Origin of the sequence: Aureimonas sp. N4, assembly GCF_001463925.1 — a bacterium.
Lineage (GTDB): Bacteria > Pseudomonadota > Alphaproteobacteria > Rhizobiales > Rhizobiaceae > Aureimonas > Aureimonas ureilytica_A.
The window spans coordinates 40,441-60,912 of the sequence record NZ_BBWS01000057.1; the positions used below are offsets into that span (position 1 = coordinate 40,441).

A 20,472-nucleotide genomic window follows, 5' to 3' on the forward strand; every position below is an offset into this window, starting at 1 on the left:
ATGAGCGCAGACGCCTATGCCACCGGCCTCACCACGGGGCTGACGCTGATCCTGGCGATCGGCGCGCAGAACGCCTTCGTCCTGCGCCAGGGCATTCTCGGCGCGCATGTCCTGGCAGTGTGCCTCGCCTGCGCCCTGTCGGATGCGATCCTGATTGCGCTGGGGGTTTCGAGCTTCGCGCGGGTCGCCGCGCTCTTGCCGGCGTTGGACCCGATCCTGCGCATCCTCGGGGCGGGCTTCCTGATCTGGTATGGCGCCAAGAGCCTGATGCGCGCCTTCCGGGCGAGCGACGCGCTGCGTCTGGCGGAAGTCGGCGCGGGGAGCCGGCGCGAGGCGCTCGCGACCTGCCTTCTCCTCACCTGGGCCAATCCGCATGTCTATCTCGACACGGTGGTGCTGATCGGCAGCCTCTCGACGCGCTTTCCCGGCGCGGAATCCTCGTTCGGCGCGGGCGCGGTCACGGCCTCGTTCGGCTTCTTCTTCGCGCTGGGATTTGGCGCGCGCTGGCTGCGCCCGGTCTTCGAGAAGCCCGCCGCCTGGCGCACGCTGGAAGCTCTGATCGGGCTGACCATGGGCGCGATCGCGCTCAAGCTTCTGGCCGGCGGCTGACGTGCCACGAAAAAAGCCCCGCATCTGCGAAGAGATGCGGGGCTCACGATCAAACCGCGAGGACGCTCAGGCGTCCTTCGTCGAATCATCCGGCACGCCGGGCTTGGCCGGCGCGGCGTTGGCATCCGCGCCCACAGCCACTTTCGGCCCGCCCTTGGACACGCCGACCATGGCCGGGCGCAGGACGCGCTCGCCGATCGCATAGCCGTCCTGCACGACCTGAACCACCGTATTGTTCGGCAGTTCGGCGTTCGGTACTTCGAACATGGCCTGATGGAAATTCGGGTCGAAGCGCTGGCCCTCGGGCTCCAGCTTCTTCACGCCGTGACGCTCCATCGTGGACTGCATGGACCGGGCGGTCATCTCGACGCCCTCGGCCAGCGTCTGGAGGCCGGGGTCCGTGTCGCGCGCGCCTTCGGGAATCGCCTGAAGCGCGCGAGCGAGATTGTCCGACACGGCCAGAATATCACGCGCGAAATTGGCGACGGCGAACTGGCGCGCGTCCTTGACCTCGCGCTCGGTGCGACGGCGCAGGTTTTCCATGTCGGCGGCCAGACGGATCAGCCGATCCTTGACGTCGGCATTCTCGGCTTCGAGTTCGGCGATACGCGCCCGGTCGGCCGCCGCAGCCTCTTCGCCGCCCCAGGAGCCTGTCGGCTCCTCGGCGGTCTCGGCCTGCGCGCCCGCCGCGCCGGGAGCCGCGCCCGCGACGCCCGAGCCCTTGAAATAGGCGCCGCCGCCGGCGGAATGCGCGCCGCTTTCGCTCTCGTGGTCGTTCACGTGCTTCTCGCTCTCGCCTGTCATCGGGCACTCCTGTTCCTATCGAGGGGACAAACAATCCGGCGCCATGAGGCGGCCGCCGGACTGCTCTCCCGTAAAGGGTCGTCGCTGCGGCATATCGAATGAGGCGGGCCGGAAATCAAGGCCGGCGCACCGGCGCTCCGCCCGCCAGAAGGCGCGACACGAGCCGCGCCGTATAGTCCACCATGGGCACGATGCGCCGATAATTGAGGCGCGTGGGGCCGATCACGCCGACCGCGCCGATCACGCGCTGATCGGAGTCCGAATAGGGCGCGATCACGAGCGAGGAGCCGGACAGCGAAAACAGCTTGTTTTCCGAGCCAATGAAGATGCGCACGCCGTTGCCCGCTTCCGCCAGATCGATCAGCTCCATGATCGAGGTCTTGGATTCCAGATCGTCGAAGAGATGGCGCAGCCGATCGAGATCGTCGGCCGCCGACAGGCTGTCCAGAAGATTGGCCCGCCCGCGCACGATGAGGCGCGAAGGCTGGCCCGCGCCCTCGCCGGCCCAGACCGCGAGCCCCGCGTCCACCAGCTGGCGAGACAGCTCGCCGAGCTGGCGGGACGTTTCCTCCTTCAGCGCCTCGATGCGCCGGCGCGCTTCGGCAAGCGTGCGCCCAACCACATGGGCGTTCAGGAAATTCGCCGCTTCCACGAGCTGCGCGGCGGTGATGCCGGGCGGCAGGTCGAGAATGCGGTTTTCCACCTCGCCGTTCTCGCCGACCAGCACCACCAGCGCACGCGCCGCGTCGAGCCGCACGAACTCGATATGCTTGAGGCGCGGGTCGGCCTTGGCGGCGACCACGATGCCCGCCCCGCGCGACAGGCCGGAGAGAAGCTGCGAGGCTTCCGTCAGGAGCGCGTCCACCGGGCGGCGCTCGCCATGGTCGCGCACCTTCTTCTCGATCTCGGCGCGCTCGCGCTCGGGCACGTCGCCGACTTCCAGAAACGCGTCCACGAAAAAGCGCAGGCCAACTTCCGTCGGCAGGCGCCCGGCCGAGACATGCGGAGCATAGATCAGCCCCAGCGCTTCGAGGTCGGACATGACATTGCGGATGGAGGCGGGCGAGAGCGCGCTCGACAGGAGGCGCGAGAGATTGCGCGAGCCCACGGGCTCGCCCGTTTCCAGATAGGAATCGACGATCAGCCGGAAAATCTCGCGCGAGCGCTCGTCCAGCCCGCCCGCGAGCGGGGTCTGGCTGGGTGTGAGATCGTGGAAGGGAGGCAGGACGCGCTTCATGGCCTGTCTTATAGGGATCGCGAGGGTTTCAGCCAAGGCGGAGAGAGTGGGCCGCCAAGCACCCTGTTCAAGTGTCGCCACACTCTTTAAGAGGCGGGTTCGAAATCGTTAATATGGACTTGTCTTGATGCGGCCTTCCAAACGCCAGAACGACGAACTGCGCCCTGTCTCGCTGGAGCGGGGCGTGTCGCGCCACGCCGAGGGCTCGTGCCTCGTCAAGTTCGGCGACACCCATGTTCTGTGCACCGCGAGCCTCGAGGAGCGCGTGCCCGGCTGGTTGAAGAATTCCGGCAAGGGCTGGGTCACGGCCGAATACGGCATGCTGCCGCGCGCCACGGGCGAGCGCATGAAGCGCGAAGCCGCCAGCGGCAAGCAGAGCGGGCGCACGCAGGAAATCCAGCGCCTCGTCGCGCGGTCGCTGCGCGCCGTGGTGGACCTTGAAGCGCTGGGCGAGCGCATGATCACGGTAGATTGCGACGTGATTCAGGCCGATGGCGGCACGCGCACGGCCTCGATCACCGGCGCCTTCGTGGCCCTGTCGGACTGCCTCGCCTGGATGGAAACGCGCGGCATGGTCAAGCGCGACAAGGTTCTGAAGGACCATGTCGCCGCCATTTCCTGCGGCATCTACAAGGGCACGCCGGTTCTGGACCTCGACTACCCCGAAGATTCGGCCGCCGGCACCGACGCCAATTTCGTGCTCACCGGGCGCGGCGGCATCGTCGAGATCCAGGGCACGGCCGAGGGCGAGCCCTTCTCGCGCGATGAACTCGAAGCGCTGATGAAGCTCGCCGAAAAGGGCATCGGTGAGCTGGTGGCGCACCAGAAGTCCTGCCTCGAAGCTTAGAACTGAGGACGAAACCTCTGGGCGGAGGATGGTCGAGAGATTTTCGTTCGATCGCGAGGAGCGAAGCGCAGTCGATGCTAGGTCAGCATCGGCGAGCATTCGCGACGAAGAGAGCGACGGAAAAATCCGACCAGCCGACCCCACGAGGTTTTGGCCTCAGTTCTTAACAATGCCTGAAGCCTCGGGTCAGCCTCGGGGCGCATAAACCTTGGGACTGGCGGCGCGCTCCGGCGCGTCCGCCTTCCCCGAATGGACCCGACAGCGATGCCGAACGCCTTCCCCCTCGATCCCGCCGGTGGTCCTCTCCTGATCGCCAGCCACAATGGCGGCAAGATCGCCGAGTTCCGCGAGCTTCTGGCCCCGCTCGCCTTCACCGTGGTCTCGGCCGCCGACAAGGCGCTGCCCGAGCCCGAGGAAACCGGCTCGACCTTCGAGGAGAACGCGGCGATCAAGGCGCTGGCGGCGGCGCGCGCCACCGGCCTTCTGGCGCTCAGCGACGATTCGGGTCTGGTGGTGGATGCGCTGGGCGGCGATCCCGGCATCTATTCGGCGCGTTGGGCCGGTCCCGACAAGGACTTCACCATGGCCATGCGCCAGATCGAAGAGAAGCTCCAGGCCGCAGGCGCCAACGTGCCCGCGCAGCGCACCGGCCGCTTCGTCGCGGTTCTCTGCCTCGCCTCGCCCGAGGGCGAGACGAAGTTCTATCGCGGCGAGGTCGAAGGCACGATCGTCTGGCCGCCGCGCGGCGCGCTCGGCTTCGGCTACGATCCCTGCTTCCTGCCGGAGGGCGAGACGCGCACATTCGGCGAGATGCCCTCGCAGGAAAAGCATGGCTGGGTGCCGGGGCAGGCCCACGCCCTGTCGCACCGCGCCCGCGCCTTCCAGCTGTTCGCGCGGGAGGCGCTGGGCGTCGCATGAACATGATGATGCCCCGCCCCCTGTCGCAGATCCGGCCCTATACGCCGCCCGCCGGCGAGCCGGGCTTCGGCGTCTATATCCATTGGCCTTTCTGCGCGTCCAAGTGCCCCTATTGCGACTTCAACAGCCATGTGCGCCACCAGCCGGTGGATCAGGCGCGCTTCGTGGAGGCCTTCCGCCGCGAGATCGCGTCCCAGGGCCGGCGCACCCAAGGCGAAACCGTCACCTCGATTTTCCTGGGCGGCGGCACACCCTCGCTGATGGAGCCTGCGACCGTCTCGGCCATTCTGGAGGCCGTGGCCGCGCAATGGACCGTGGCGGACGGGGCGGAGATCACGCTGGAGGCCAACCCGACTTCGGTCGAGGCGGACCGCTTCCGGGGCTACCGCGCGGCGGGCGTCAACCGCGTGTCGCTCGGCGTGCAGGCGCTGAACGATGCGGACCTGAAGCGCCTCGGGCGGATGCATGACGTCGATCAGGCCATGGGCGCGATCCGTCTGGCGCGCGAGATCTTTCCGCGCCTGTCCTTCGACCTGATCTATGCCCGGCCGGGCCAGAGCGTGTCGGAATGGGAGCGCGAACTGTCGGAGGCCATTTCGCTGGCGGCCGACCACCTCTCCCTCTATCAGCTGACCATCGAGGAAGGCACGATCTTCCACGCCCTTCACAAGGCGGGCAAGCTCGTGGTGCCGGACGGCGAATTGTCGGCCGAGCTTTATGAGGCGACACAGCAGCTCACGCTCTTCCACGGCCTACCGGCCTACGAGATTTCCAACCATGCTGCCCCCGGCGCGGAGTCGCGCCACAATCTCACCTATTGGCGCTACGGCCTCTATGCCGGCATCGGCCCCGGCGCCCATGCCCGCCTGCCGGGCGAGGACGGCGCGCGCCATGCCGTGTCCAACGAGAAACATCCCGAGACCTGGCTCAAGATGGTCGAGGACTGGGATTCGGGGGAGGTCGAGGACGAAGCGCTTGAAACCTATCAGCAGGCCGACGAGCTGATGCTCATGGGCCTGCGCCTCGTGGAAGGGATCGACCTCAAGCGCTGGCGCAAGCTCGCCGGGCGCGACATCGACCCAGCCGTCGAAGCCGAGCTGACCGGCCATGGCATGATCGAGCGCCTCGGCCCCGACCGGCTGCGCGCGACGCCCACCGGCATGCTCGTGCTCGACGCCGTGGTGGCCGATCTCGCGTGAGAGCGCCGCTTGCCGTCAAGACGTGCGGCGCGGTGCCGCCTGGTGTCGCTGGCCTTCGGAGGATGATCCGCTGACCGGAGCCGCCCCGGCGCTGCTCGTCTATGCCGGCGCGGCGCTGGCCGAGATCGCCGGCTGCTTCGCCTTCTGGGCCGTGCTGCGCTCGGGCCGCTCGGCCCTTTGGCTCGCGCCGGGCCTCGCCTGCCTCGTCCTTTTCGCCCTTCTCCTGACGCGGGTGGACGCGGCCTTTGCCGGCCGCGCCTATGCGGCCTATGGCGGTGTCTATATTCTTGCCTCGCTCGGCTGGCTCTGGGCTGCCGAAGGCGTGCGGCCCGACCGCTTCGACCTTCTCGGCGCGCTCCTGTGCTGTGCGGGCGCCTGCGTCATCCTTCTCGCGCCGCGAGGTGTTGCATGAACCCGTTCGACGATACGACCGAAGACGAGACATCCGAAGGCGATGAGGTCCCGTTTCAGGATTCCGGCGCGACCTATCTCGTGCGCGGGGCCACCCTGCGCGCGCCCAAGCTCGAGCCGGCCCTTTATCTCGTGGCGACGCCGATCGGAAACCTCTCCGACGTGACCTTGCGCGCGCTCGACATCATCGCCGGCTCGGATGTGCTGGCCTGCGAGGACACGCGCGTCACGCAGAAGCTTCTGGCGCGCTACGGCATCCGCCGGCGGCTCTTCGCCTATCACGAGCACAATGCCGCCGAATCCGGCCCCGCGCTTCTGGACGAGCTGGAGGCTGGCCGCTCCGTCGCGCTGGTGTCCGACGCCGGCACGCCGCTTGTCTCGGACCCCGGCTTCCGTTTGGGCGAAGAGGCCATCGCGCGCGGTCTGCCTGTCGTACCCATTCCGGGCGCCTCCGCGCCGCTGGCGGCACTTTGCGCCTCGGGCCTGCCGTCCGACGCCTTTTTCTTTGCCGGCTTCCTGCCGGTGAAGGACGGCGCGCGGCTGGCCAAGCTCGAAACGCTGACGCGCGTGCCCGGCACCCTGATCTTCTTCGAAGCGCCGCACCGCATCGCGGAAAGTCTGGCCGCCATGGCGGAAGGTCTGGGCCCCCGCCCCGCCGCCGTCTGCCGCGAGTTGACCAAGGCCTATGAGACGATCTATCGCGGCACGCTGCCGGAGCTGGCCGAGCGCTTCGCGGCGATGGAGCGGGTGCGCGGCGAGATCGTCGTCTGCGTCGGCCCGCCGGCCGAAGAAGAAGCGGCGGCGAGCGGCGATGTGGACACGATCCTGCGTGGGCTGCTCGCCGAGATGAAGCCGGCGAAGGCCGCGCAGGAGGCGGTGAAGCTCACCGGCCTGCCCCGCCGCGAGCTATACCAGCGCGCGCTGGACCTGAAAGGCGGCGCGTGAAACGCGCGGGCGGCGAGACGGGAATTGACCGCAAGCGCGCCTTCTTCCGTAAGGGGCACCGGGCGGAATGGTTGGCGGCCTGGGCCTTGCGCCTCAAGGGCTACCGCATCCTCGCCACCCGCTATCGCACGCCATCGGGCGAGATCGACCTGATTGCGAAGCGCGGCGCGCTGGTCGCCATCGTGGAGGTGAAGGCGCGCCCGACGCTCCAGGCGGCCATGGACGCGGTGACGCCAGCCGCACAGACGCGCATCGAGCGCGCCGCCGACCTCTGGCTCTCGCGCCAGAAGCGCGCGGCGCATCTCTCCATCCGCTTCGACATCGTCGCCGTCCTGCCCCGCCGCTGGCCGGTACATGTCGAGGACGCCTGGCGCGGGCGGAACTGAACGAGCCCGCACGCCCCGAGACGCCGTCAGACGCCCGCGCCGACGCTTGCAGGCTTCTGCGCGGGATGTGCGGCCGGAGAATGCGTACTCTCCTGCGGCGGCCCCTTGGGCATGGGCGCAGCAAGGTCCGGCACCATCGCGGGCTTGGTCTTGCGGCCGTAGATACGCTGCTCGATCGTCTCGGCGAGGCCCCGCGCCAGCGCCCGGTCCACGCGCGCCTTGTCCTGCGCCACCGAAATGACCGCGCCCGCGACGCCGTTCAGCATATATTGGTCGATAGCGATCACGTCGAAACGGGCGAGCTCCTGATCGGCCATATCGCGCAGAATGACGTTCGCGCCCAGCTTGTTGGAATCGCCTACGAGAAGCGACATGACCGGGTTCTTGTAGGCCAGAAGGACCAGCCGGACCTCGACCTTGGTCGCCTTGCCGTCCGACACGCCAAGAATCTGCGCCGGCACGGTCTGGCGCACCAGCGACAGGATATCGGTTTCCGCGCGGATCGTATCGGCGGCGCTGACGGACACATCCCGGATCGCGAGGGGGCCGGTGGTTTCCACCACGGGCTTGGCGCAACCGGAGAGAAGCGCGACGAGCATCAGCGCGGCAAGACATCTGGCAAACATGAAAAGGACTTTGCAATCGAGGGAAGGGCTCGCGTCTCACGCGTTCCACCTCCATCGCAACGGGTGAGGTAGACCTGCGCCATCACCAGTGCGTGAGACCACCGACATTCCACCGGCCCTGTTGCGCCGGTGCGACCCGATCACCAGCCCCGTGGACAGAACCGCCGTTCCCCTCTACCTCGGCAAGGACGGAACCGTTCGGGGAATACACCGCATGTCGCTCAAGGTCGCGGTCCAGATGGACCATGTGTCGGGCATCACCATCAAGGGCGATTCCACCTTCGCCCTCTGCCTCGAGGCCGAGCGGCGCGGGCACCAGCTCTTCCACTACACGCCGGACCGCCTCTCCTTGCGCGACGGCGTCGCGACGGCGCGGGTCGAGACGCTGAACCTCGTGGAGGAACAGGGCAAGCATTTCACGCTGGGCGAGCCCCACAAGGTCGATCTGTCGACCATGGACGTGGTGCTCCTGCGCCAGGACCCGCCCTTCGACATGAACTACATCACCTCGACGCATATTCTGGAGCGCATCCATCCCAAGACCCTGGTGGTCAACGACCCCGCTTGGGTGCGCAACATGCCCGAGAAGATCTTCGTCACCGAATTCGCCGACCTGATGCCGGAGACGATCATCACCAAGGACCCGACCGAGATCGCGGCCTTCCGCGCCGAGTTCGGCGAGATCGTCCTCAAGCCGCTTTACGGCAATGGCGGCGCGGGCGTCTTCCATCTGACCAAGGACGACCGCAACCTTTCCTCCTTCCTCGAGACCTTCGCGCTTCTCTTCCGCGAGCCCTTCATCGCGCAGCGCTATCTCAAGGATGTGCGCAAGGGCGACAAGCGCGTCATCCTGATCGACGGCGAGCCGGTGGGCGCGATCAACCGCGTGCCCTCCGAGACGGACGCGCGCTCCAACATGCATGTCGGCGGGCGGGCCGAGCCGACCGAACTCACGCCGCGCGAGCGCGAAATCTGCGAACGCATCGGCCCCAAGCTGAAGGAGCGCGGTCAGGTCTTCGTGGGCATCGACGTGATCGGCGATTATCTCACCGAGATCAACGTCACCTCGCCGACCGGCATCCGCGAGGTGAAGCGCTTCGGCGGGGCCGACATCGCGGCGCTCTTCTGGGATGCGGTCGAGGCCAAGCGCTGAAAGCCGGCGCGCGGGCCATGCAACCGCCCGCGCCCTCCCCGCATTGGGGCCGAGCCTGAACAGAGGCTGAACGCGCCGTTCGGACGCGGTTCGGCTTGTGGATGGTGAAATGCCTCATCGAACAGCGCCTCCTTTCCGGATGGTTTCATGACGAAAGCTCGTCTCTTCTCCCTGGTTCTGGCCGGCGCGGCGCTTCTGCCGGGGCTGGCCAGCGCCGCCACGGCCATCGCCACGGCCAATGTCAATTTGCGCGCCGGCCCCTCAACGGCCTATCCGCCCGTCAATGTCGTGCGCGGCGGCGAGGATGTGCGCGTCTACGGGTGCCTGGCCAACCGCGCCTGGTGCGATGTGGACTTCTACGGCCAGCGCGGCTGGATCTCCTCGCGCTATCTGGCTTACGTTCGGGGTGGGCAGCGCTACACCGGCCCGCGCGTCGTGCCCTATATCGGCGCGCCCGTCGTCACCTATTCCTTCGGCCGCTATTGGGACGACCATTACCGCGACCGCGACTTCTACCGCGACCGGCGCCGCTGGGACGGCATCTATGGCCCGCGCATCTTCGATCGTGGCCCGCCTCCGCCGCCGCCCCGCCGCTATGGCGGCTATTACGACGCGCCTCCGCCGCCCCCTCCCCCGCCGCCTCCGGGCTGGGACCGGCGCGACCGGTTCGAGCGGGACCGCGACCGCTTCGAAGGCCGGCGCGACCGCGAGCGCTTCGAGGACGGCCCGCCGCCTCCGCCACCGCCGCGCCACTGGGAAGAGCGCCGCGGTTGGGACGAAGATTATTGATGACAACGAGAGAGCGGCGCCGCGAGGCGCCGTTCTTTCGTTCAGCGGACGGCGACCGTGGCGAGACCCGCGCCGACCATGAGCCCACCGGCCGTTCGGTTGACGCGGCGCACCACGCGTGGCGAACGAAGGAGGCGCCGCGCCCGGCTGGCCAGCAGGACATGGCCGCCGATCACCAGAACCTCCACCAGGAGAATGACCAGCGCGAGCTGCCCCGCCTCGGCCCCTGTCAGGTTCGGACCGACCACGTTGGGCAGGAGCGCGATATAGAAGAGCGGCATTTTCGGGTTGCCGAGATTGAGCGTCAGGCCGGTGAGATAATCCCGCAGAACACCGCGACGGGGTGCGAGAACCGAAGCATCGGGAACGACGGCTGGCGAGCGCCAGAGCCGAATGCCCATCCAGACGAGCCAAGCCGCGCCGGCATAGCGCAGCACGGTCATCGCGCCCGCCATTTCGCCCGCCAGCACCGACAGGCCCATCGCCGCCAGAAACAGGAAAACGAGAATGCCGCTCACCGTGCCCGCGCCATAGGCGAGGCCGGAGAGTGCGCCCTGATGCAGCGTCCGGGCGACGATCGTCACATTGTCCGGCCCAGGGCTCGCGGCGAAGACGAGAAAGGCCAAGGCGAACAATCCCAGCGTATGCGCATCCATGCCATGCCCTCGCGCGCTCGTTAGACGGCGAAAGAATACGGGTTTTGCGGGCGTGAGAAAGAGGGGAGCGCGTTGTCCATCCTTGCCCACACGCCCCTTGCGAACTACCCTCGCGCTCAGAGCGAAAACGCGATTCGAGAGGCGGGGCGGGCATGGTATCGCGTGTGAGGACCGTGGCCTTTCAGGGCGTCGAGGCCGTGCCGGTCGATGTCCAGGTTCTCGTCGCGCCCGGCAAGGTCGGCATGAGCATCGTCGGCTTGGCCGACAAGGCCGTCACCGAAAGCCGCGAGCGGGTCCAGGCCGCGCTTCATGCCTCCGGCCTGTCGATGCCGCCCAAGCGCGTCACCGTCAATCTCGCACCCGCCGACCTGCCGAAGGAGGGCTCGCACTACGATCTCCCCATTGCGCTCGGCCTCATGGCCGCGCTCGGGGCCATTCCGGCCGATGTTTTGCAGCGCTTCATCGTCTTGGGCGAGCTTTCGCTCGACGGGCTGGTGACGCCGGTGAGCGGCGTTCTGCCGGCCGCCATGGCCGCCAATGCGCTGGGCCAAGGCCTGATCTGCCCCGAAGCCGGCGGCGCGGAAGCGGCCTGGGCCGACCCGGAAATGGAGATTCTCGCGCCTCGCTCGCTCATCCAGATCGCCAATCATTTTCGCGGCACGCAGCGCCTGTCGCGCCCCGAGCCGACGCTGGAAGACCCCGCCGCCCATCCGCTGCCCGACATCAGCGACATCAAGGGCCAGACGGTCCCGAAACGCGCGCTGGAGATCGCGGCGGCGGGAAATCACAATCTACTTTTCGTTGGGCCCCCGGGATCGGGCAAGTCGATGTTGGCGCAGCGCCTGCCCTCGCTTCTGCCGCCGCTCGGCCCCCGCGAGCTTCTCGACGTCTCGATGATCGCCTCCGTCGCGGGCGAACTGTCGGACGGCCGTCTGTCCGCCCGCCGCCCGTTTCGCGCGCCGCACCATTCCGCCTCCATGGCCGCGATGGTCGGCGGGGGCCATCGCGCGCGGCCGGGCGAAGTGTCCATGGCCCATCACGGCGTCCTGTTTCTGGACGAACTCCCCGAGTTCTCCCCGGCCGTGCTCGATTCGCTGCGCCAGCCCATCGAAACCGGCGAAAGCGTCATCGCGCGCGCCAATCACCGCGTCACCTACCCCGCCGCCTTTCAGCTCGTCGCCGCCATGAACCCATGCCGCTGCGGCATGGCCGGCGAGCCGGGGCATCAATGCGCGCGCGGGCCGCGCTGCGTCACCGACTATCAGGCCCGCCTCTCCGGCCCATTGCTCGACCGGATCGACCTGCGCGTCGATGTGCCCGCCGTCACCGCGCTCGACCTGATCCAGACCGGCGCGTCCGAAGATTCCGCCACCGTGCGCGCCCGCGTCGAGGCCGCCCGCGCGCTCCAGAGCCTGCGCTACGAAGCCCTCGGCCTGCCCGCCGGCACCACGAACGCCCGTTGCCCGGCCGACCGGCTGGAACAGGCTGCCGCGCCCGATGCCAGCGGCCTCAAGCTCCTGCGCGAGGCCGCCGAGCGCATGCGCCTCTCGGCCCGCGCCTATCACCGCGTTCTCAAGGTCGCCCGCACCATCGCCGACCTTGCGGGAGCCGAGACCATCGGCCGCCCGCATCTGGCCGAAGCCCTGTCCTATCGCAGCCTGCCGGAGCGCTTGCAGGCGGCGTGAGGGGGTGGCGGGGCTGCCGCCCCGTGCCCCGCCCGAGGCCTGACGCCCCGGAGCCCCCGCTTTCCTTTGACAACCTTCCCTGATCCAGGAGGGCCGCCGGCCCTCCTGGATCAGGGACACGATCTCAAAAGGAAGAGGGTTCCAAGGGACGACTGTCCCTTGGCAGGGGTGCAGGGGACAGCGTCCCCTGCCTCTCCCCTCAAGCCCCCAACAGCGCCCGCGCGCCGGGCAGGTCGATCAGCGGCACCTGCGGGCGAGGGCCGATCTGGCTGATGATGTGGCCGGCGGCGAGCGCGCCCAGCGCCGCGCTGGTCTCGTGCGAGAGGCCGGCGGTGTAGCCGCGCAGGAAGCCGCTGGCGAAGAGATCGCCCGCGCCGGTGGTGTCGACCAGCGTATCGACGGCGGTGGCGGGATAGGCCGTGGCCTCACCGTTCTCGACCACGACGCAGCCGTCCGGCCCGCGTGTGACGATGGCGAGACGCTTGGTATCCTGGCCGATGCGATGGAGCGCTTCTTCGAGGATTTCGGTCTCGTAGAGGGCGAGCGCCTCGGCCTCGTTGGCGAAGACGATGTCGACCGCGCCGGAGCGCATGAGGTCGAGGAACTCGGCGCGGTAGCGATGGACGCAGAAGGAGTCCGACAGGGTCATGGCCATCTCGCGCCCGTTGGCATGGGCGATCTTCGCGGCCTGGAGGATGGCATCCTTGGCGCGCGGCGGGTCCCAGAGATAGCCTTCGAAATAGGTGACGAGACTGTCGGCGACGACGGCTTCCTCGATGTCCTCGGGGCCGAGTTCGACGCAGGCGCCGAGATAGGTGTTCATGGAGCGCTCGCCATCGGGCGTCACGAGGATCATGCAGCGCGCGGTCGGCGGATCGCCGGCGAGCGGAGCGGTCTGGTAGTGGACGCCGAGGGACTGGATGTCATGGGCGAAGATCGCGCCGAGCTGGTCGTTCGAGACCTTGCCGAAATAGGCGCCGCGCCCGCCAAGCGACACGAGGCCGGCGGCCGTGTTGGCCGCGCTGCCGCCCGACATTTCGATGGCCGGCCCCATACGGTCGTAGATGGCGAGGGCGCGGCTGGAATCCACCAGGGTCATCGCGCCCTTTTCGATCTCCGCCTCGCGCAGAAAGGCGTCGTCGGTGCGCGAGATGATGTCGACAATGGCATTGCCGATCGTCAGGAGGTCGAAACGGGACATGGGCGGAAATCTTCGCGAGATGGAACCGAGGGAGGGTCGAAGAGCGCCTTATCGCATTGCCGCGCGCCGCAGGCCATCCCATCTTGAAGGCGAGCCCTGTGGGGGCCGGCCGCGATGCGAAGCCGGGCCTTGAAGACGAGCAGGGTGGACGAGACGATGAGAGCCCTGTTCATGATCTTTCGTGCCGCCTTTCTTGCGATCCGCGACGTGTTCTCGCCGCCCTTCCGCGCGGTCTTCTGGAAGAGCCTGGGGCTGACGGCCGTGGTGCTGGTGGCGCTCTGGTTCGCGGTGCGCTGGTTTTTCCAGACGGTGGCGATCCCCTTCTTCGCCGGTTTCACGCCCGATATGCCGGACTGGATGAACAATGCCGAGACCTTCGCCGGCTGGGCGGCGGGGCTGCTTCTGGCGGTGCTTCTGGCCTATCTGATCGCGCCGGTCAGCGCGGTGATCGCCGGGCTGTTTCTGGACGATGTGGCCGAGGTCGTGGAGCGCGACCAGTATCCGGGTATGCCGGTCGGGCGCGCCATGCCGCTCGGGCGAAGCGTCGTCCTCTCGCTCAAATTCTTCGGCGTGGTGATCCTCGGCAATCTCCTCGCCTTCACGCTGCTTCTGGTGCCGGTGGTGAATTTCGGCGCGTTCTTCCTGGTGAACGGCTATCTCCTCGGGCGCGAATATTTCGAGTTCGCGGCGCTGCGCTATCGCTCCGAGGAGGAAGCGCGGGCGCTGCGCAACCGGCACGGGGGGACGATCTTCTTCGCCGGCCTCGTGCTGGCCGCCTTCCTGGCCGTGCCGATCCTCAACCTTCTGACGCCGCTCTTTGCGGCGGCGACCATGGTGCATCTGCACCAGCGCATTTCGCAGCGGGAAACCTCACCCGAGTTCACCCGCCTGGGCGCGTCGCGCCCGGCGGAAGCGGTTGCGGCCCGGGTGGAGCATCCGGCAGGGCGATGAGCGGGGCTGGCTGGTGGCACCATTTCTCGTCGGCTTGGCAGAGGTCGGCGATGATGCAGTGTTCGCAGTCGGGCTTGCGCGCCTTGCAGACGAAGCGCCCGTGCAGGATCAGCCAGTGATGGGCGTGGCGCAGGAAGCCCTCGGGAATGATCTTGAGGAAGCCTTCCTCCACCGCCTCGGGCGTCTTGCCGGGCGCGATCTTGAGCCGGTTGCCGATGCGCAGGATATGCGTGTCCACCGCCAGCGTCTCTTCGCCGAAGGCCGTGTTCATGATGACATTGGCCGTCTTGCGCCCGACGCCGGGCAGCTTTTCCAGCGCCTCGCGCGAGCGCGGCACCTCGCCGCCATGCTCGTCGCGCAGCATTTCCGACAGGCGCTGAACGTTCTTGGCCTTGGTGCGGAAGAAGCCGATCGTCTTGATCGCCTCGCGGATTTCGTCCTCGCCCAGCGCCGCCATGGCTTGCGAAGACGAGGCGCGGGCGAAGAGGCCGCGCGTCGCCCGGTTGACGCCGGCATCCGTCATCTGCGCGGAGAGCACCACCGCGACCAGCAGCGTGAAGACGTTCACATGCTCCAGTTCCGAGGTCGGATGGGGGCGCTGCACGGCGAAGCGGCGGAAGATTTCCGCGATGGCGTCGGGCGCATAGGGGATGGGCGGCGGCTTCTTCGACGCCTTCCGGCGCGTGGCCTTGGCGACCGCCTCGCCCGCCGCCTTGGCGCGCGTGGGGGTCCTGGTCGATGTCACCTTGGGTTTGGCGGCGGAGGGCTTAGCTCTTGGCGCCGTGGCGGCCCGCTCCTTGGCAGCTTGAGGCGCGGGCTGGCCGGGCGTTGCGCTGGTTTCCCCCGGCTGGCTCTGGCCGGCGGCGCGCCCTGCTGTCGCAGCCGCTCTCGGCTTGCGCGCGGGAGCTTTCGGAGGAGCGTCGTTTTCTGCCATGCTCGGCCTTCGCAAGGATCGCCACGGGCCACGGCATTGGCCCGTCGAACAAGGCGTCATTGGAACGAATCCAGGCTGGGAGGCAAGAGCCGCGCATGGTGACCGATCTTCGTGACGCCTCGTCCGCGCCCGACGCGGACGCCCCGCTCTTCCAAGCGCTGCTGACGCCCTATCGCTCGCTTGGGCGGCGCGGCTTCCATGTTACCATGGCGCTGTTCGGGGGCGCGAGCCTCGTCTCGGGCCTCGCCTTCGTCGCGAACGGCGCTTGGCCTATCGTGGGTTTTTTCGGACTCGACGTGCTGCTGCTCTGGTGGGCGCTGCGCGTGTCCTTCCACTCCGCCAGAGCGCGGGAGGAAGTGTCGGTCTCGCGCACCGATCTGTCCATCCGCAAGATTTCACCGCGCGGGGCGGTGCGGGAGGCCCATTACAATCCGGGCTGGACGCGCTTTCTCGTGCGCCGCCATCCCGAATTCGGCGTCACGCAGATGAGCGTCCATGGCGAAGGGCGGGCGACGGAGATCGGCGGTTTCCTGAACCCGGAGGATCGCGAAAGCTTCGCCAAGGCGTTCGGCCGCGCGCTGGCGGAGGCCAAGCGGGGCTAAAGGCGTGCGCTAATCCCGCCGGTCGTCCGGCGCGTCGTCGTCGCCGAGGTCGAACTCCAGGGTCTCGCTGAGCGCCAGAATCCGGTTCGCCATGGAGAGGAAATCGTCGCGGATGCGCTGGTGCAGGAGTGCGGCGATCTCGGGATATTCCTGCAACATGCGCCGGAAGAGCGGGCGCGAAATGCGGATGAAGTCGCAATCGGTCGCCGTCACGGCGGAGGACGGGCGGCGCGTGTCGGCCATGAGGGCCATTTCACCGAGCAGCGTGCCGCGGCCCACCGTCATGGCGATATGGCGGGCCTCGCCCTCGCCTTCCACCAGATGCACTTCGCCCGAGGCGACCACGAAGCCGGCATCGGCGCGCGCTTCGGCACGGAACAGGATTTCGCCCGCGCGCAACACACGGTGCTCGGCCCCGAAGGCCAGAAGACGGAGCTGATCGCGCGAGAGCTCCTGAAACAGGGGCACTTCGCTCAGAACCTCCATGTCGCTTTCGAGGCTCATGCCACGCCGTTCGCTTCTCCTGTGCCGCCCGGCATCGCGGGCGGGACCATGGGGCGGCCCGAGCGGCGGATCGAACGATCCGCCAAGGCCATCTCCGACATCGCAAGATTTCGCCTTATGCGAAAGCCCCTGCGGCCTCGGCGCGCTCGCACAGGCGTCGAAGCGGGGCATGGCGTTCCCCGAAGGCCACAGATCGCATACCCCTGCTCGGAAACCTGTCGGGTGCGACGGGCGGCGAACCGAGGCTCTTCGTCAGGGCATCAGCTTATATCCGCCGGACTCCGTGACGATCAGCCGGGCATTGGATGGCTCGGGCTCGATCTTCTGGCGCAGGCGATAGACATGGGTTTCGAGCGTGTGGGTGGTGACGCCCGAATTGTAGCCCCAGACCTCTTCCAGCAGCACATCGCGCGTCACGACGCGGCGATCGGCCCGGTAGAGATAGCGGATGATCGCGGTTTCCTTTTCGGTCAGCCGGATCTTGCCGCCCTTGTCGTCCACCAGAACCTTCTGGCTCGGCTTGAACACATAGGGGCCGACCTGGAAGGTCGCGTCCTCGGACTGTTCGTGCTGGCGAAGCTGGGCGCGGATGCGCGCCAGAAGCACGGCGAAGCGGAAAGGCTTGGTCACATAGTCGTTGGCGCCCGCCTCAAGGCCCAGGATCGTGTCGGCATCGGCGTCCTGGCCCGTCAGGATGATGATGGGTGCCTTGAAGCCGGACTTTCTGAGAACGCGCACGGCCTCGCGCCCGTCCATGTCCGGCAGGCCCACGTCCATGATGACGAGATCGGTCAAACCGCCGCGCGCGGCATTGATGCCCTTCGTGGCGTTGTTCTCCTGCGAGACGAGGAATTCCTCGTGCAGGGAGAGCTGATCGACCAGGGTCGTGCGCAGATCGTCGTCATCGTCCACGATCAGAATGCTGCGTGCGCTCATGAAGGGGTCCTGTGCAGATGACGATAGAGTGGGATTGGCATATTTTACGAGGTTCCGTTTGAAACAATTTGTGAGCACGATGCGACGATTTCCAGACCAGAGAGTCGAAAAGGCCGGAAAAACGTCGATCCTTCTGGTTCGCCCCTCCCCGCTCGATCCGCGCCAGGGGCTTTTACAGATGGGGCCGCTGCGGCTGCGCTGCGCGCTCGGCAAGGGCCGCATCTCCACGCGCAAGCGGGAGGGCGACGGCGCGACGCCGCTCGCCTCCATGCGGCTTCTCTCGGCCTACCGCCGGCCCGGCGGGCGCGGCGGCCCGCGCTTCGCCCTGCCGACGCGCCTGACGCGGGCGAGCGACGGCTGGTGCGACGAGGCACGCCACGGGCGCTATAATTGCCCGGTCCGCCTGCCCTTCCCGAAAAGCGCCGAGCGCATGATGCGGGGCGACCGGCTCTATGACGGCGTGGTGGTGCTCGACTGGAACGTGACGCGCCGCGCGCGGGGCCTCGGCAGCGCGATCTTTCTGCATGTCGCCCGGCCCGGCTACGCGCCGACGGAAGGCTGCGTCGCCCTTTCGCGCGGGGATCTCGACCGCTTGGCTCCCCATCTCCATCGCGGGATGCGCCTCGTCGTTCGACGCTGACGATCGGAACCCTTCGCCCCGCTCACGATTCCTCTCCTCTTGGACGCATTCCGCAGAGGTCAGGTCATGGAACGCAGCGAACAGCAAAGCTTGCCGGTGGTCGAGCCCTATGATTCGCCGACCGGCGGCTGGGGCTCGGTCAAATCGCTGGCCGAAAAGAGCATCGCGGAAGGGCTGGCGGTTTCCACGATCTGGAACACGCTGTTCAAGCAGAACAAGCCCGACGGCTTTGCCTGCGTGTCCTGCTCCTGGGCCAAGCCGGCCGACAGCCATGCCTTCGAATTCTGCGAGAACGGCGCCAAGGCGACGATCTGGGAGCAGACCAAGAAGCGCACCGACCGCGACTTCTTCTCGCGCCACCGCGTCACCGAGCTTCTGGACTGGACGGACCACGATCTCGAAAAGCACGGCCGCCTGACGACGCCGATGCGCTACGACGCCTCGCTCGACCAATATGTGCCCGTCACCTGGGAGAGCGCCTTCCGGGAGATCGGAGCGGAGCTGAACAGGCTCGACCCCAAATCGGTGATCTTCTACGCCTCGGGCCGCGCCTCGCTCGAAACGAGCTACATGTACCAGCTCTTCGCGCGCATTTACGGCTCAGCCAACCTGCCCGATTCCTCCAACATGTGCCACGAGTCGACCTCGGTCGGCCTGCCGCTGTCGATCGGCTCGCCGGTCGGCACGATCCAGCACGAGGATTTCGCCAAGACGGACATGATGTTCTTCTTCGGCCACAACACCGGCACCAACGCGCCGCGCCTTCTCCATCCGCTTCAAGAGGCGCGCAAGCGCGGCGTGCCGGTCTATACGTTCAATCCGGTCGAGGAGCGCGGTCTCATGCGCTTCAAGAACCCGCAGGCGCCCGACGAGATGCTCTCGCCCGACGAGGGCACCAAGATGTCGACCGAATATTTCCAGCTGCGCTGCGGCGGCGACATCGCGGCGATGACGGGCATCGCCAAGGCCGTGCTCGCGCTGGACGATGCGGCCAAGGAAGCGGGAGCCGAGCGCGTTCTCGACGTCGCGTTCATCGCCGAGCACGGCCATGGGTTCGAAGAGTTCGAAGCCTATCTGCGCGCCGCCGACTGGGCCGAGATTGAGCGCTGCTCGGGCCTGAAGCGCGAGGACCTGGAAGAGGTCGGCCGCGTCTATGCCCGTTCCAACGCCGTGATCGCCCATTACGGCATGGGCCTGACGCAGCACCGGCACGGCGTCGAGAACGTGCAGATGCTGGTGAACCTCCTCCTGATGCGCGGCAATATCGGCAAGCCGGGCGCGGGCATCTCGCCCATTCGCGGCCATTCCAACGTGCAGGGCCAGCGCACGGTGGGCATCACCGAAAAGCCCGAACTCGCCCCGCTCGACAAATTCGCCGCGTTCTACGGTTTCGAGCCGCCGCGCGAAAAGGGCAAGGCGACGGTGGAAGCCTGCGAGGGGATCATCGACGGCTCGGTGAAAGCCTTTATCGGCCTCGGCGGCAACTTCTCGCGCGCCGTGCCGGAAACCGAACTGATCGAAAAGGCATGGCGCAAGATGCGCCTGCACGTTCAGATTTCGACCAAGCTCAACCGCAACCATCTCCTGCCGGGCGAGGTCACCTATATCCTGCCCTGCCTCGGCCGCATCGAGCGCGACCGTCAGGAGACCGGCGACCAGACGGTCTCAGTGGAGGATTCCACGGCCTGCATCCACGGCTCCAAGGGCTGGCGGCCGCCGGCCTCGCCGGAGCTTCTGTCGGAGCCCAAGATCGTGGCGGAACTCGCCAAGGCGACGGTGCCGGGCCGCTCCACCATTCCGTGGGACGAATGGGTTGCGGACTATTCTCGCATCCGCGACGAGATCGAGCGCGCCTATCCCGACGACTTCAAGGACTTCAACCAGCGCTTCCTCCAGCCGGGTGGCTTCCACCGCGACTTGCCGGCCTGCAAGCGCATCTGGAAGACCAAAACGGGCAAGGCGAATTTCCTCGTGCCGGAGGGCTTCGACACGGACCCCGATATCGACGTCAACGGCCCCGACGTGTTCAAGCTGATGACGCTGCGCTCCAACGACCAGTTCAACACCACTGTCTACGGCTATGATGATCGCCTGCGTGGCATTTCTGGCTCGCGCATGGTGCTCCTGATGAACAAGGACGACATGGCGCGTCTCGGCCTGCGCGATCAGGATCTCGTGGATGTCGAAACCCATGCCGATGACGGCGTGGATCGCCGCGTGCAGGGCCTGCGCGTCCACTCCTTCAAGCTGCCGAAGGGCGATGTCGGCGGCTACTACCCCGAGCTGAACAAGCTCATTCCGCTCTGGCACCACGAGAAGACGGCGCATGTGCCGGCGGCGAAATCCGTGCCGATCCGCATCCAGCGTAGCGCCGCGTCGGCCGCTGCGGCTTAAACGATCGAAGCCATGGGGCGCATCCGGCGTCCCATGGCTCCACTC

The 20,472-nt window shown here is 67.6% G+C and carries 22 protein-coding genes; 14 read left to right on the forward strand and 8 right to left on the reverse strand.

All coding sequences use genetic code 11. The features are described from left to right. A complete protein-coding gene (locus AUL28_RS19805; RefSeq protein WP_062236377.1) occupies nucleotides 1–609 on the forward strand; it encodes a LysE/ArgO family amino acid transporter in 609 nt (202 codons plus the stop codon). A gap of 66 nt (nucleotides 610–675) precedes the next feature. Here AUL28_RS19805 and grpE read toward each other — a convergent pair whose 3' ends face one another. Next, nucleotides 676–1,413, reverse strand: coding sequence for a nucleotide exchange factor GrpE (grpE, locus tag AUL28_RS19810; protein ID WP_062236151.1), 738 nt, complete (start codon nucleotides 1,411–1,413; stop codon nucleotides 676–678). Nucleotides 1,414–1,528: 115 nt separating this feature from the next. Beyond that, nucleotides 1,529–2,650: a heat-inducible transcriptional repressor HrcA gene (hrcA, locus tag AUL28_RS19815; RefSeq protein WP_082640595.1), complete on the reverse strand. Its 1,122-nt coding sequence runs from the start codon at nucleotides 2,648–2,650 to the stop codon at nucleotides 1,529–1,531. 127 nt (nucleotides 2,651–2,777) lie between these two features. On the opposite strand from hrcA, the gene rph reads away from it, so the two are divergent. The 6 genes from rph (at nucleotide 2,778) to AUL28_RS19845 (ending at nucleotide 7,356) form a co-directional block, all read left to right on the forward strand. Further along, a complete protein-coding gene (gene rph, locus AUL28_RS19820; protein WP_058601149.1) occupies nucleotides 2,778–3,497 on the forward strand; it encodes a ribonuclease PH in 720 nt (239 codons plus the stop codon). A gap of 264 nt (nucleotides 3,498–3,761) precedes the next feature. After that, entirely contained in the window at nucleotides 3,762–4,415 is a 654-nt protein-coding gene (gene rdgB / locus AUL28_RS19825) for an RdgB/HAM1 family non-canonical purine NTP pyrophosphatase (RefSeq protein ID WP_062236154.1), read from the forward strand. Beyond that, nucleotides 4,412–5,614, forward strand: a complete 1,203-nt coding sequence (gene hemW / locus AUL28_RS19830; protein ID WP_062236156.1) for a radical SAM family heme chaperone HemW — start codon at nucleotides 4,412–4,414, stop codon at nucleotides 5,612–5,614. Before rdgB ends, hemW begins: the two co-directional genes overlap by 4 nt. Before the next feature lie 91 nt (nucleotides 5,615–5,705). Continuing rightward, nucleotides 5,706–6,026 (forward strand): YnfA family protein, encoded by a 321-nt coding sequence (locus tag AUL28_RS19835; RefSeq protein WP_062236380.1) that lies wholly within the window; start codon nucleotides 5,706–5,708, stop codon nucleotides 6,024–6,026. Continuing rightward, a complete protein-coding gene (gene rsmI / locus AUL28_RS19840) occupies nucleotides 6,023–6,970 on the forward strand; it encodes a 16S rRNA (cytidine(1402)-2'-O)-methyltransferase (RefSeq protein WP_082640596.1) in 948 nt (315 codons plus the stop codon). Before AUL28_RS19835 ends, rsmI begins: the two co-directional genes overlap by 4 nt. Beyond that, nucleotides 6,967–7,356: a YraN family protein gene (locus tag AUL28_RS19845; protein ID WP_062236160.1), complete on the forward strand. Its 390-nt coding sequence runs from the start codon at nucleotides 6,967–6,969 to the stop codon at nucleotides 7,354–7,356. Before rsmI ends, AUL28_RS19845 begins: the two co-directional genes overlap by 4 nt. Nucleotides 7,357–7,382: 26 nt before the next feature. On the opposite strand, the gene AUL28_RS19850 is transcribed toward AUL28_RS19845, so the two are convergent. Beyond that, complete coding sequence (locus tag AUL28_RS19850; RefSeq protein ID WP_062236163.1) at nucleotides 7,383–7,982, reverse strand: hypothetical protein; 600 nt, start codon at nucleotides 7,980–7,982, stop codon at nucleotides 7,383–7,385. A gap of 214 nt (nucleotides 7,983–8,196) precedes the next feature. Here AUL28_RS19850 and gshB point away from each other — a divergent pair, with 214 nt between their 5' ends. Then, the gene (gshB, locus tag AUL28_RS19855) at nucleotides 8,197–9,135 is read left to right on the forward strand and encodes a glutathione synthase (protein WP_062236166.1); all 939 of its coding nucleotides are present in this window, start codon (nucleotides 8,197–8,199) and stop codon (nucleotides 9,133–9,135) included. 147 nt (nucleotides 9,136–9,282) lie between these two features. Next, nucleotides 9,283–9,924 (forward strand): SH3 domain-containing protein, encoded by a 642-nt coding sequence (locus AUL28_RS19860; protein ID WP_062223659.1) that lies wholly within the window; start codon nucleotides 9,283–9,285, stop codon nucleotides 9,922–9,924. A gap of 41 nt (nucleotides 9,925–9,965) precedes the next feature. Here the strand turns inward: AUL28_RS19860 and AUL28_RS19865 are convergent, their stop codons facing one another. After that, entirely contained in the window at nucleotides 9,966–10,580 is a 615-nt protein-coding gene (locus tag AUL28_RS19865; protein ID WP_062236170.1) for a LysE family translocator, read from the reverse strand. Between the two features lie 152 nt (nucleotides 10,581–10,732). On the opposite strand from AUL28_RS19865, the gene AUL28_RS19870 reads away from it, so the two are divergent. Then, on the forward strand, nucleotides 10,733–12,265 hold the full coding sequence (locus AUL28_RS19870; RefSeq protein ID WP_062236173.1) for a YifB family Mg chelatase-like AAA ATPase: 1,533 nt from the start codon (nucleotides 10,733–10,735) through the stop codon (nucleotides 12,263–12,265). Between the two features lie 199 nt (nucleotides 12,266–12,464). Here the strand turns inward: AUL28_RS19870 and AUL28_RS19875 are convergent, their stop codons facing one another. Continuing rightward, a complete protein-coding gene (locus tag AUL28_RS19875) occupies nucleotides 12,465–13,466 on the reverse strand; it encodes an adenosine kinase (RefSeq protein ID WP_062236176.1) in 1,002 nt (333 codons plus the stop codon). Nucleotides 13,467–13,637: 171 nt separating this feature from the next. On the opposite strand from AUL28_RS19875, the gene AUL28_RS19880 reads away from it, so the two are divergent. Next, nucleotides 13,638–14,417 (forward strand): sulfate transporter family protein, encoded by a 780-nt coding sequence (locus AUL28_RS19880; protein ID WP_058636806.1) that lies wholly within the window; start codon nucleotides 13,638–13,640, stop codon nucleotides 14,415–14,417. On the opposite strand, the gene nth is transcribed toward AUL28_RS19880, so the two are convergent. After that, nucleotides 14,347–15,162: an endonuclease III gene (gene nth / locus AUL28_RS19885; protein WP_062236178.1), complete on the reverse strand. Its 816-nt coding sequence runs from the start codon at nucleotides 15,160–15,162 to the stop codon at nucleotides 14,347–14,349. The genes AUL28_RS19880 and nth overlap by 71 nt on opposite strands. 284 nt (nucleotides 15,163–15,446) lie before the next feature. On the opposite strand from nth, the gene AUL28_RS19890 reads away from it, so the two are divergent. Further along, nucleotides 15,447–15,953 carry a DUF2244 domain-containing protein gene (locus AUL28_RS19890; RefSeq protein WP_062236181.1) on the forward strand — a complete coding sequence of 169 codons (507 nt, stop codon included), beginning with the start codon at nucleotides 15,447–15,449 and terminating at the stop codon, nucleotides 15,951–15,953. Nucleotides 15,954–15,962: 9 nt separating this feature from the next. Here AUL28_RS19890 and AUL28_RS19895 read toward each other — a convergent pair whose 3' ends face one another. Beyond that, entirely contained in the window at nucleotides 15,963–16,457 is a 495-nt protein-coding gene (locus tag AUL28_RS19895; protein ID WP_062236184.1) for a cyclic nucleotide-binding domain-containing protein, read from the reverse strand. A gap of 252 nt (nucleotides 16,458–16,709) precedes the next feature. Then, nucleotides 16,710–17,393 (reverse strand): response regulator transcription factor, encoded by a 684-nt coding sequence (locus AUL28_RS19900; RefSeq protein WP_058636803.1) that lies wholly within the window; start codon nucleotides 17,391–17,393, stop codon nucleotides 16,710–16,712. 79 nt (nucleotides 17,394–17,472) lie between these two features. Here AUL28_RS19900 and AUL28_RS19905 point away from each other — a divergent pair, with 79 nt between their 5' ends. Both AUL28_RS19905 and AUL28_RS19910 read left to right on the forward strand, forming a co-directional pair. Continuing rightward, nucleotides 17,473–18,033, forward strand: coding sequence for a L,D-transpeptidase family protein (locus AUL28_RS19905; RefSeq protein ID WP_062236206.1), 561 nt, complete (start codon nucleotides 17,473–17,475; stop codon nucleotides 18,031–18,033). Between the two features lie 66 nt (nucleotides 18,034–18,099). Then, nucleotides 18,100–20,427: an FdhF/YdeP family oxidoreductase gene (locus AUL28_RS19910; RefSeq protein ID WP_062236209.1), complete on the forward strand. Its 2,328-nt coding sequence runs from the start codon at nucleotides 18,100–18,102 to the stop codon at nucleotides 20,425–20,427. Nucleotides 20,428–20,472 lie beyond the last annotated feature (45 nt).